The organism is Microcoleus sp. T3_B1 (genome assembly GCF_036700445.1).
In the GTDB taxonomy this organism is placed as follows: domain Bacteria; phylum Cyanobacteriota; class Cyanobacteriia; order Cyanobacteriales; family Microcoleaceae; genus Microcoleus.
In genome coordinates, this window is sequence record NZ_JAUBOX010000058.1 from 40,455 (window position 1) to 51,489 (window position 11,035).

The following is an 11,035-nucleotide window of genomic DNA, read 5'->3' on the forward strand; positions in this document are numbered from 1 at the left end:
CCCATGATATTTATACCTACTCCCTCTCAAATCGTAAATTTTCCACTCCTAAAAAAGCAGTTTTTTTTGAGTAATATTACTGATTGACAAATGCAATTAAGTCTTAACTTGTCACCAATGCACTGCGGTCATTAAATAAGACTACAAAAGAGCAATAATTTTGTAGTAAAAACTTGAATTGTTCCCAGTTCGTAGTAAGGACTAAAGTCCTTAATTTTGACCAAATTAAGGACTTTAGTCCTTACTACAAACCTGTTTTTCAAATATAGTAAAAAATGTCTTATCTGCGCCGGAGTATCGTAATTTATAGATGTCAAAATTTGGAGTTAGAAACTCCAGAATCAGACTGGCAAATTCCCCGAGTGTGGCTGAGTTCGGGGACTCAGCTAGCTGTTGACAGCGTACCCCATCGCATTCCGTATTGCGAAGGGGCTTTTATGCCACAAGAACCTTGGAGGGAACCAACACCAGCAGAGTCTGCACTGCTTTGGGTTCATGAACCGCCGCCGCCATATTCGGGTATAGGAATTGTGCGTTTACCGCCGGATGTTTTAACCTTGTTTGCTGCTGCCGGTATAGCTTCGCTAACAACTCGGCTACAGGTCGCTGAGTTTAAATCGCAGGAAAAATGCCAGCAAGCACTCGATAAATTAATTGAATATTTTAAGCCTTTTTGTATGTCGGACGCGTCGCCAATTATTAACGGTATGGGAGGCAGGCAGCCGGGATTGAGTACGGCAACAATTGATAATAAACGGGGTTGCCGCAACGGTTTGCATACTGATAATTGGGACTGGTTGCCGCTGGCGAAAAAGCAGGACGCTACTAATCGGATTTGCTTGAATTTAGGGCGGGACAGCCGTTATTTTTTGTTTGTGAATTTGACTGAGATGGACATTTTTGAGATGTTGGGCTGTCGCGAGTCAGATGTTAGCAAACCTTGGAGGAGGCAGTTAACTCATGAGTTTATGAGACGCTATCCTAATTATCCGGTGGTGAAGCTAAGAATTGCACCGGGTGAGGCTTATATTGCACCGACTGAAAATATGATTCACGATGCTTCTACTGCCGAAATGAAGCACTTGGATGTTAAGGTGATGATGCGCGGTTATTACAGGATTCCAGCATGAGTTTTGCCCTTAGCGAAGCCTTCGGAGAGGATCGCACTTTTACAGATACTTTTAGAGATAGTTTAAAGGATGAGGGAAAATTGCAAGAGTCGATCGCCCTTTACGAACAGTCGATCGCCCAAAATCCCAATTCGCCCTCCGCTTACCACAATTTAGGCAAAGCGCTGCAACAAAACGGACAAATTGCAGAAGCTGTCGCCTGTCACCAAAAAGCCATTCTCCTACAACCAAACTTTACTGCTGCTTACTTCCCCTTGCTGTACGCGCCGCTGCCTCAATATTCTCCTCTGATTGACAGCCTGGTTGCTCTTTACCGCGAAGTTATCGAGATTTTGCCAAATTTTCCATTAGCCTACATTAACTTGGCTGTAGCGCTGAGCAAGCAGGGAAAAATTCAAGAGTCGAGCGCACTTTTTCAAACTGCAGTCCGCTTGCAAACAGTCGCATCTCGCCCGGAATTGGCACAAGTAGAATGGAATTATGAAAAATTGCGATCGGCCGATTTCATTATCATCGGTTCTCCCCGTTGCGGCACAACTTCTCTCTACAAATATATCACTTCCCACCCTCAGATTTTACCGGCAGCCAATAAAGAAATCTGTTTTTTTTCAGAAAATTTTAACAAGGGATTAGCTTGGTACCAGGCGCATTTTCCGCCGCCAATAGATTCGCATCATTTTTTAGTAGGAGAAGCAACTCCGACTTATCTGACTCACCCGCTGGCTGCAGAAAGATTGCACGGTTGTTTACCAAAAGTTAAGCTGATTGTGATTTTGAGAAATCCAGTTGATCGGGCTTTTTCGCACTATCAAATGCTGGTGAGGCGCGGTACTGAACGCAGGAGTTTTGAAAAGGCGATCGATTCCGAGTTGCAATTGCTTGCTGGTGCAACCGAAACCAGTTTAGAAGATAGGGCTCAGTGGAAAGATTGTCATTATATTTATAAGAGTCTTTATGCTTGCAGTCTCAAACAGTGGATGAAACTTTTTCATCGGGAACAGTTTTTGATTTTGCAGAGTGAAGAATTTTATGCCAATCCGGCTGCGACACTCAAACAAGTTTTTGAGTTTTTAGATTTGCCAGATTTTCCACTCGGGAATTATCAAAAGTACAACGGTGGTGATTATCAGCCTGCGGATGATGTTGTCAGCCAGCGATTGCGCGAGTATTTTCAGCCGCACAATATGAAATTAGCGGAAAATCTGAAGAGAGAATTTGCATGGTAATTACAAAAAACTTATAGGGGCGGGTTTAGCACGAAATACCAAATACTGAACAGCTAATCTAAATACCAAATCCGCCCCTACAGACACTATCCGCGTTAATCCGCGTTCCTCTGCGCTTAAAGACCTGCAAATCTACTTACTCGCATAACCCGTACTTACCAAAAACTCCCGCAACTTCCCAAAGTATTGAGTGCGATCGCGTCCTTGATAAACTTTCTCCAACAACTGCCAACCTTCCGCCTCCTGGCCCATGACATACTTGTTCGCCATGAAAGCCGCCAACACCCCCTTCACCTCCCCATCTTCACTCAGACGCTTGTTAGATTCCAGCCAAAGCTCAGCAGAATTCGTGTATACTTCCACCGGATACTGTTTGCTAACATCTTGCATTTTACCTTGGCGGTACTGCCAAACTTGCAGCGGGAAGCGAGAATCAGCATAATTGGTAAAAGCCTCGGAAAATCTGCCGTCCTGACTCTTAAACTCTGGGATATCATTTTTGCCAAAATCGACAATTTCGTAACTCACATTGCCCCAGAAATGCTTGATATGAGTGTATTTGTTAGCTGCCGAGTCGTAGCGGTAAATAAACGAATAATTGCAGCAGCGGACGCCGCTTTTGGTTGACACTAAATCTGCCAGGACTTCCGGTTCCTTGTCGCCGTCCAAATCACGGATTCGCAGCGATAAAAAACGTCCTTCTGATATTTCTTCGCTGGCTCTTTGGTCGGGGTTATCTACTAGAGAACGAGTCGGAATCAGCACTGGTTCTTCTAATAATTTTTTACCGTCGCGGATGATTTTGATGCGGAGATTTTTAGCATTTTCTGCTTCTTTTACGAAAGAAACTTCTGCGCGAAGTTTCCCCGATTCCGAGGTTTCTGTTGTTCTCGGCGGGCCGATATTCGCCGGAACTTGGGCGATATATTCCGCAGGAACTAAGGCCGTTTGACCGGGTTTGGCGATCGCCTGACAGAAAAAAGTGGCGACTTCGGCGCGAGTAGCATTCCGAGTAGGTTCTAGCTGTTTTACAGCCGGATAATTGACCACAAGTTGTTTTTCTGTGGCGGCGGCGATCGCACTTCTGGCCAGTTCGGGAATTTGCGGCGCATCCTCAAAAGTCGCATCCAAAATCTCAGCCGCCGGCCCCGTCGTAGGTGTATATTTCAAGCCGCTGCTTAAAGCTACCAAAGCCTGCCAGCGGGTAATATTCAAAGTGGGGTTAAAGATACTGCCACTGTATCCAGACATAAAACCCGTCTGATAAGCTTCTCGAATTGCTTTAAAACCCCAGTAATTTGTAGGAATATCTGCAAAGTCGATCGGAGCGCGGACGGTTTTGGCATCGGGAAAAGCCATGCGAACCATCGCCGCAAACTCAGCGCGGCTGACTGGGCGATTCGGGCGAAAAGTGCCGTCTTCGTAGTAGCCGCTGATAATTTTTTTCTGTGCTAACTCCTCAATGCAACCTTGCGCCCAATGGTCTTTAACATCCTGAAATTTAGCTTGAGCAAATGCCGGCGGTACATTCATGCCCGGAAACATTGAATTCCCGATGATTATCCCCAGGGCTACCAGTAAACCGATGATAGCTTGCCATCTGTGCGATCGAATCATACAGCATCCTCCTTTATTACCAAATCTGGAAGAGAAAATTACGCAAATTTTACACGTTATCAGGTATTTTAACCCTATCTAGCGCTCATTTAGAATCTAAAGTCATCTCCATCGACATTTGTGTTTTAAATGTTAGTTCTTCCGGATTACCAGGATTTTTTAGAACAATTTCCGTATGAGAATTAAAAGACATGATAAAGCGAACAGGCTGTAATTGATCTAGTCGGATTATAAATTCTCCTCCACCTTGACCAACAAAAGATTTTAGGGTTAAAGTAGCTCCGGCCGGCAGTTGGGGCCTGGTCAAATTTTGGGGGTTTGCTTGCTGCTCTATACTGCTATTTAGAGTAACAACTCCATCTTGCAATCCAGTTAATTCATAGGTAACAATGTTATTCACATTTATGCCATTGAAATTAGAGGCAGAAAAAACGCGCCATTTGGCTCCTTTGCCGACAGCTTCTGCGGGCAGTGGCAAGGAAAGTTGCTCTTTAGATATTTGTTGAAACTGTTGTTTTAATTGGCTGTCAACTCCTTCAGGGTAAATAAATTTACCTCCTTTATCAAAACTACGATTGTCCATGATGAAAGAACCTTTCACTCCGACCATTTTTTTGAGTTGCGAACGCAGGGCATCAATTGCGGTGGCTGGGAAATTTGCAGTATCGCCTGCGATATCTGCGTTAGCGAAAAAAAACTCGTAGTGAATATCCCCGTTGGCATCAATCTTAGTGACTTTTGTCTCGAAGGTCATCACTGCTCCTGGCAATTTAAGCGCAGGCGAAGACTGTGCGTTCACGGATGTTCCTCGCTCGATTTTTAGGGTGATAACTCTCGCTTGTTTGACATTAATAGCGGGTTCCAAACGCAGTTGCTGTCGCGGCTCTGCTCCAGGATTTAGCAATTCTATTTTAGGGTGAGTTGATCTGCGATCTGGCTCCGCTGCGAGGCTGGCTGGCTGCTGCGCGACAATTCGACTTTCCGCTTTGGTAACAATAGGAGAAAGCTCGATCGCCCATCCGGCACTTACCAAACAAAGAGATGCAATAAACTGTCTTTTTTTCTTTAACTTAATTTCCTGGTATTTGAATGTTAGCCTGTTCCCACAGTCGATCGACTGTCACGAATTTGTAACCTTTGTACAAAAGCAAGGGAATTATTTTATCAGCCGAAGCTGCCACATCTTCGCCACCGCAATAGCCGTCGTGCAGTACAATAATTGAGCCGTTTTCTGTTTGCTGCACGATGCGACTAATAACTTTCCTCACCCCCGGCCGCACCCAATCTTCCGGGACAACACTCCACATTACAGGGCGATATTCCCACTGTTGCAATAACTCTAATGTTCGCGGCGTAAAAATGCCGTTGGGCGGCCGCACGTCCAGGATTAATTTGGGATCTAAATCGCAAGCTTTGGCAATTGCTTTCTGCGTGTCTTCTAAACTTTGTTTGAGTTCGTGGGTTTTGAGTTTGGGAAACGATATATGCTGGTAGCCGTGGAGACCGATCCAGTGTCCGCGATCGTACACTTCTTTAGCCGTTTCTGGATGCCTGTCCACGCAAAATCCCAGCCAGAAAAAACTAGCTTTGATGTCGTATTTATCTAAAATTTTTAACAATTGAGGTGTGTGCTGACGGTGCGGCCCGTCGTCAAATGTGAGGGCAATTTCTCGGCTGTTGATATCTCCAGTCCACAGACATCTGGGAAAAGCCGATTTGAGGATGGGATGAACGACAGGAAACAGGGGTGCTAATGGCATTGATTAATGTTGTTTAGTGCGATCGGGTAGAAATGAAGCTGCGTTACAATAGAATAAAGTTAACTCAATCTAGGTAAATATGACAACTGCCGTTGATATAGGAACGCTAATTGTCCGCACGCCCGGAACTTGCGGCGGCCGCCCGCGAATTGCAGGAACTAGAATTACGGTACAGAATATTGCTATTGATTTTAATGCCGGGATGACTCCACAGCAAATCATTGATGAAATACCGCATTTGACTTTAGCACAAATTTATGCAGCACTCACTTACTATTACGCGAACAAGGAAGCAACGGACGCCGAAATAGCAGCTTACTACGAAGAGTATGACCGTTTGGAAGCAGAATATATGGCAGGTAAGCTATCGTGAGCCGAATTTGTTTATACATGGATGAGGATATTCTCCAACGCTCGCTGATACTCGCTCTGCGAACCTCTGGTGTAGACGTAATAACTACCTCGGACGCTAACAAGCTTAGCTGTTCAGATGAGGAACAACTGATCTGGGCAGCGGAGCAAGGGCGTGCCATATACAGTTTCAACACTAAAGATTTTTGTCGTTTGCACAGTACCTTTATTGCCCAAAATATCGGTCATGCTGGAATTATTATGGGAGTGCAACAGCGGTACTCGATTGGCGATCAGTTGCGGGGGTTTTTTAACTTGATTGCTGCTAAGTCAGCCGAAGAAATGATAAATCAATTGGTGTTTTTAGCTGAGTACATTAGATATGAATAAAAGCTTGAAATAACCGATTGCACCGGAAACTACCAGCCTCTTTAACTCCTTTGATATAGACTCAATCTAGCCACAGTCGCATCGACCTCTATCTCGCGGTCGATGCGATCGCCCTACAGCGTCCTCCTATACTGAAAACCAGCATAACTAATCGAGAAACGATCAAGGAGGAACAATGACCGAGGAATATTTAGCCGAACGAACAGTTTCAGCCGTATTTAAGGAAGAAGAACAATTAGACGGCGTAATTCGGCGGTTGCTCGATCGCGGAGTTTCCCGCGACCACATCTCAGTAATGGGAAAAAACTTTCAATCTAAAACTAAAATTGCCGGCTTTATTACTAAAAAAGATGTAATTTTAGGCGGTCTGCGAAGCGGGGCAATTTTTGGTTCCTTATTCGGTTCTTTTTTGGGTTTGCTAACAGGCGTCGGCGTGCTGTTTATTCCCTTTGTCGGTGCAGTAGTCTCGGCGGGCCCGCTGGGTGCTGTACTGTTGGGTGCTGCTAGCGGCGCGATCGCAGGTTCGGCCGGTGCGGGTCTAGTTTCCGCTTTAGTCGCTGTGGGAATGCCCGAAGACAAAGCAACTATCTATCAAACGCGCGTTGAAGCAGGCGAATTTCTAGTGATGGCCGAAGTTCCCGCAGATAAATCGGGCGAATTTCAACTCTTGCTAGAAAGTGCAGGTGGCGAAGAAGTTTCAGTTAGCGAAATGACGCTGCCGCGCGCCGTTAAAGGTCGCTGCAATAGTCCGGCAGACTTATCTCCAGAAGTGCGATCGCACCTGTCGGAAGCAGCTCAAAAAACCTTTATGGAATCCTACAACGCCGCATTTGACGAAAGCAACGACTCGATACAAGCGGAACACACTGCTTGGGACGCCATTCACCAGCAATACGAAGAAGATGAAAACGGCGTTTGGACTAAGCCTTTAGCAAAAGTCTAGTCTTCCCATCACAGTAAACTAATAAAAAATACAATCAAGCCTCTAGAACTGCGGTTTTGGAGGCTTTGACGATTTTAGATTTTAGATTTTAGATTTTAGATTTTATAAGTGTGCAAGACTTAATTAGATTTTAGATTTTATGATTGTGCAAAATTTAATTTTTAATAATTTGGGAATCGCCGAAAGTCGCATTACGTTGGGAAATTGGTATTGCACTAGGTTGCGTTGTCAAGTACAATCTATAAGCTTACAATATAAAATTGAGTTAAGCAAATGCAAAAATACGTTTGTACAGTTTGCAATTACGTCTACGATCCAGAAGTAGGCGACCCCGACGGAGGCATAGATCCCGGTACTGCCTTTGAAGATATCCCCGACGATTGGGTTTGTCCGACTTGCGGGGCGAAAAAATCCGATTTTGAACCAGAATAAGCGAGAAAAAATTTGTCCGATCGAATGCTCAAAATTACAGTTATCGGCGGCGGTGCTGCTGGTTTTTTTAGTGCAATTACCTGTGCCAAAACCTATCCGCAGGCCCGCGTCACTTTACTAGAAGCTGGCCGGCAACTCCTGGCAAAAGTTCGCATCTCTGGCGGCGGGCGCTGCAATGTGACTCACGCTTGTTTTGACCCCGGTGTTTTAGTGCAGAATTACCCCAGAGGAGGGAAAGCTCTGCGCGGTGCTTTTACTCGATTTCAACCCCGCGATACTGTAGAATGGTTTGCCGGTCACGGTGTGAAGTTGAAAACAGAAGAAGACGGGCGAATGTTTCCGATTACAGACGATTCGGCGACAATTGTTAACTGTTTGATCCGGGCTGCTGAGGATGCAGGCGTAAAAATTCGCACCGGCGATGCAGTAGTTTCAGTAAAGAAGTTAACATTGGAGGGCGGGCACGGGGGCACCGCCCCTACATTTGAAATTGAGTTGAAGTCGGGGGAGAGTTTTAAGTGCGATCGCATTCTTCTCGCTACAGGCAGCAATCCGTCGGGTTATAAGTGGGCAAAAGAGTTAGGTAATACTGTAGAACTGCCCGTTCCTTCTCTATTTACTTTTAATATTTCCGACAGTAGAATCAAAGATTTAGCCGGAATTTCGGTTCCTAATGCTAAGGTGAAATTGCCGGGAGCTAAATTAGAACAAAGCGGGCCTTTGCTAATTACTCACTGGGGTTTAAGCGGGCCTGCTGTCCTCAAACTTTCGGCTTGGGGTGCGAGATTTTTGCACGATCGCCATTATAAAACCTCTGTCCTGATTAATTGGCTTCCCCAGTACAATGCGGAAGTTTTGCGGCAGCAACTGCTAGCGGTTAAGTCGCAGTTGTCGCACCGATTGATTGTCTCTAGCTGTCCCTTTCCGGTGCCGCGCCGCCTCTGGGAACGTTTGACAAGTTCGATCGGCATTGATGAGCAAAAACGCTGGGCCGACTTATCGAATAAAATCCTCGATCGCCTCCTGCTAGAACTCGTTCAAGGCGAATATCAGATTGCCGGAAAAGGCGCATTTAAAGAAGAATTCGTCACCTGCGGCGGTGTCAACCTCAAAGAAGTCGATTTTAAGACAATGGAAAGCCGCCGCTGTCCCGGACTTTTCTTTGCTGGGGAAATCTTGGATATCGACGGCGTGACGGGCGGTTTCAACTTCCAAAGTGCCTGGACTACGGCGTGGTTGGCCGGGAACGCGATCGGCAAACCATCCGATTGTAGATTGTAGATTGTAGATTTTAGATTGGGGAATACTTGCTTTGTAAAGGTTTGGGAGTTGCGATCGGGCGATCGGCTTGCCTGTATTAAATTTTGTGTTATTTTTGACTGAAGGCGCACCAAATGTGTGTCAAATTCAGCTTGTAGACAAAATTCGCAGTTTTGCGTCCTTCAACATCGGGTGAGATACATGAAAAACTTGAATCTAAAAACCCTAAAGTTCGATCGCAACCTTGAGGGCCATTTTGACTCACCTTTCATCGAAAAAAATGGCTTGCTGGAATTCAACCCCAAATTTATCACTCCCGAATTTTTAACAGCCTGGACGTTTGAAACACACCTGTACGACGAACAAGTTGCGATCGACCACTTTGTCATCACATTTCCCAGCCGAACCGAACTCGAAAAATATGCCGAATCTTTTTACCCCTTCGGTGCCAAAATTGTCGAAGGCCCAGACTTGTTCCCGATTAACTTTTGTGCGGAAAACATTAATGTTCCCTCCGATTTGTGGCTGCATTTAATGACCTTATTGATGCCAGCCGGCGGCTTAGTAGTATTAGATGCGCCCCACGCAGCCGGCGACCAAAAAAACCGCTTTCAGCAAGAAAGAGGATTAGAAGCAGTTCACCACGTCGCGCTTCGAGTCGAAAACGTGCAGAATGCTGCTAAAATATGGCAAAATAAAAACTTTAAACCGCTATCAGAGCGCCCTCTAGACTACGGCTCATTAACCCAGTGGTTTCTGCAAAACCCCGCCGGACAAATCATCGAATTAATAGAACGTCGCCCCGGCAACAACGCCACCTTTGACTGCAAAAACATCGCAGGCTTGCGTCTCAGCGAAGATAAAGTCAGTAGTCAGTAGTCAGTAGTCATTAGTCAGTAGTCATTAGTTAACAGTTAACAGTCAACAGTCAACAGTCAACGGTTAACAGTCAACAATGCCCCATGCCCTGTTTGGCCAATGCCCAATTCCCAAATCTATGGTTGCAATAAAAATCCCCAAAGTCACTTTTCAACCCCCAACATTCAACTCAATTGAAGAAGAACGCCGCCACCGCAAACAGCGTTTAGCCGCCGCATTTCGATTATTTGCCCGCTTCGGATTCAGCGAAGGAATTGCCGGACATATCACCGTCCGCGACCCCGAACACCTCGACCATTTCTGGGTCAATTCTTTTGGAATGCACTTTGGTTTAATTCGAGTCAGCGACCTAATTTTAGTCAACCACAAAGGCGAAGTTGTTGAAGGAAATAAACCCGTAAACGAAGCAGCATTTGCCATTCATTCCCAAGTACACAGCGCCCGCCCCGACGTAATCGCAGCAGCCCACGCTCATTCTCCCTACGGCAAAAGTTGGTCGAGTTTGGGCCGCCTGCTTGACCCGCTGACGCAAGATGCTTGTTCTTTTTATGAAGACCAAGCTTTATTTGACGATTACACCGGAGTTGTTTTGGAAATCGAAGAAGCTAAACGCATAGCCAAAACTTTAGGTGAGAAAAAAGCTATTATCTTACAAAATCACGGACTGTTAACAGTAGGTCAAACAGTAGATGAAGCCGCTTGGTGGTTTATTGCAATGGAACGTTCTTGTCAAGCGCAGTTAATGGCCGAAGCAGCGGGAAAACCAATTCTCATCAAGCCAGAATGTGCGCGTTTAACACAGCAGCAAGTAGGGTCTCACCGTATGGGATGGTTTAGCTTTCAACCGCTTTATGACATGATAGTGCGTCGGGAACCCGACTTATTAGATTAGAAACTCGGCGGTTTCAACCGCTATTACACAAACACAGTGGGAGCATGTCACTTTTGCAGTGAGCAATTATACTCATGGAGGTTTTACCTGATTACCAATTAAGCCGTTTAAGTAAGCACAACTCGGAGCTAATACTTGTCCCACATCTTCTGATT

The 11,035-nt window shown here is 45.5% G+C and carries 12 protein-coding genes; 9 read left to right on the plus strand and 3 right to left on the minus strand.

The features are described 5' to 3' along the window. The first annotated feature begins 275 nt into the window (after positions 1-275). On the plus strand, positions 276-1,130 hold the full coding sequence (locus QT990_RS25000; RefSeq protein WP_333411947.1) for a hypothetical protein: 855 nt from the start codon (positions 276-278) through the stop codon (positions 1,128-1,130). Next, positions 1,127-2,356: a sulfotransferase gene (locus tag QT990_RS25005; RefSeq protein WP_333465883.1), complete on the plus strand. Its 1,230-nt coding sequence runs from the start codon at positions 1,127-1,129 to the stop codon at positions 2,354-2,356. Before QT990_RS25000 ends, QT990_RS25005 begins: the two co-directional genes overlap by 4 nt. Positions 2,357-2,488: 132 nt before the next feature. Here QT990_RS25005 and QT990_RS25010 read toward each other — a convergent pair whose 3' ends face one another. From QT990_RS25010 to QT990_RS25020, 3 genes are all read right to left on the minus strand, one after another. Next, entirely contained in the window at positions 2,489-3,973 is a 1,485-nt protein-coding gene (locus tag QT990_RS25010; RefSeq protein WP_333465884.1) for an S-layer homology domain-containing protein, read from the minus strand. Positions 3,974-4,058: 85 nt separating this feature from the next. Beyond that, a complete protein-coding gene (locus QT990_RS25015) occupies positions 4,059-5,006 on the minus strand; it encodes a hypothetical protein (protein WP_333465885.1) in 948 nt (315 codons plus the stop codon). Positions 5,007-5,043: 37 nt separating this feature from the next. Next, on the minus strand, positions 5,044-5,733 hold the full coding sequence (locus QT990_RS25020; protein WP_333280004.1) for a polysaccharide deacetylase family protein: 690 nt from the start codon (positions 5,731-5,733) through the stop codon (positions 5,044-5,046). A gap of 79 nt (positions 5,734-5,812) precedes the next feature. Here QT990_RS25020 and QT990_RS25025 point away from each other — a divergent pair, with 79 nt between their 5' ends. From QT990_RS25025 to QT990_RS25055, 7 genes are all read left to right on the plus strand, one after another. Further along, positions 5,813-6,106: a DUF433 domain-containing protein gene (locus tag QT990_RS25025; RefSeq protein WP_333106892.1), complete on the plus strand. Its 294-nt coding sequence runs from the start codon at positions 5,813-5,815 to the stop codon at positions 6,104-6,106. After that, the gene (locus QT990_RS25030; protein WP_333142024.1) at positions 6,103-6,474 is read left to right on the plus strand and encodes a DUF5615 family PIN-like protein; all 372 of its coding nucleotides are present in this window, start codon (positions 6,103-6,105) and stop codon (positions 6,472-6,474) included. The genes QT990_RS25025 and QT990_RS25030 overlap by 4 nt, the downstream gene beginning before the upstream one ends. A 175-nt stretch (positions 6,475-6,649) precedes the next feature. Beyond that, a complete protein-coding gene (locus QT990_RS25035) occupies positions 6,650-7,417 on the plus strand; it encodes a ChaB family protein (protein ID WP_333142025.1) in 768 nt (255 codons plus the stop codon). Positions 7,418-7,690: 273 nt separating this feature from the next. Next, positions 7,691-7,849 carry a rubredoxin gene (gene rd, locus QT990_RS25040; RefSeq protein ID WP_333142026.1) on the plus strand — a complete coding sequence of 53 codons (159 nt, stop codon included), beginning with the start codon at positions 7,691-7,693 and terminating at the stop codon, positions 7,847-7,849. A 24-nt stretch (positions 7,850-7,873) separates the two neighbouring features. Then, positions 7,874-9,130: an NAD(P)/FAD-dependent oxidoreductase gene (locus tag QT990_RS25045; protein WP_333142027.1), complete on the plus strand. Its 1,257-nt coding sequence runs from the start codon at positions 7,874-7,876 to the stop codon at positions 9,128-9,130. 180 nt (positions 9,131-9,310) lie between these two features. Then, complete coding sequence (locus QT990_RS25050) at positions 9,311-9,988, plus strand: hypothetical protein (protein WP_333142028.1); 678 nt, start codon at positions 9,311-9,313, stop codon at positions 9,986-9,988. A gap of 118 nt (positions 9,989-10,106) precedes the next feature. Next, on the plus strand, positions 10,107-10,880 hold the full coding sequence (locus QT990_RS25055) for a class II aldolase/adducin family protein (RefSeq protein ID WP_333142029.1): 774 nt from the start codon (positions 10,107-10,109) through the stop codon (positions 10,878-10,880). Positions 10,881-11,035 lie beyond the last annotated feature (155 nt).

Bases quoted from the DNA above. Each gene is read 5' to 3' on its own strand.
- QT990_RS25000 (WP_333411947.1), top strand. From the start codon at position 276: ATGTCTTATCTGCGCCGGAGTATCGTAATTTATAGATGTCAAAATTTG.
- QT990_RS25005 (WP_333465883.1), top strand. From the start codon at position 1,127: ATGAGTTTTGCCCTTAGCGAAGCCTTCGGAGAGGATCGCACTTTTACA.
- QT990_RS25010 (WP_333465884.1), bottom strand. From the start codon at position 3,973: ATGATTCGATCGCACAGATGGCAAGCTATCATCGGTTTACTGGTAGCC.
- QT990_RS25020 (WP_333280004.1), bottom strand. From the start codon at position 5,733: ATGCCATTAGCACCCCTGTTTCCTGTCGTTCATCCCATCCTCAAATCG.
- QT990_RS25025 (WP_333106892.1), top strand. From the start codon at position 5,813: ATGACAACTGCCGTTGATATAGGAACGCTAATTGTCCGCACGCCCGGA.
- QT990_RS25035 (WP_333142025.1), top strand. From the start codon at position 6,650: ATGACCGAGGAATATTTAGCCGAACGAACAGTTTCAGCCGTATTTAAG.
- rd (WP_333142026.1), top strand. From the start codon at position 7,691: ATGCAAAAATACGTTTGTACAGTTTGCAATTACGTCTACGATCCAGAA.
- QT990_RS25045 (WP_333142027.1), top strand. From the start codon at position 7,874: ATGCTCAAAATTACAGTTATCGGCGGCGGTGCTGCTGGTTTTTTTAGT.
- QT990_RS25050 (WP_333142028.1), top strand. From the start codon at position 9,311: ATGAAAAACTTGAATCTAAAAACCCTAAAGTTCGATCGCAACCTTGAG.
- QT990_RS25055 (WP_333142029.1), top strand. From the start codon at position 10,107: ATGGTTGCAATAAAAATCCCCAAAGTCACTTTTCAACCCCCAACATTC.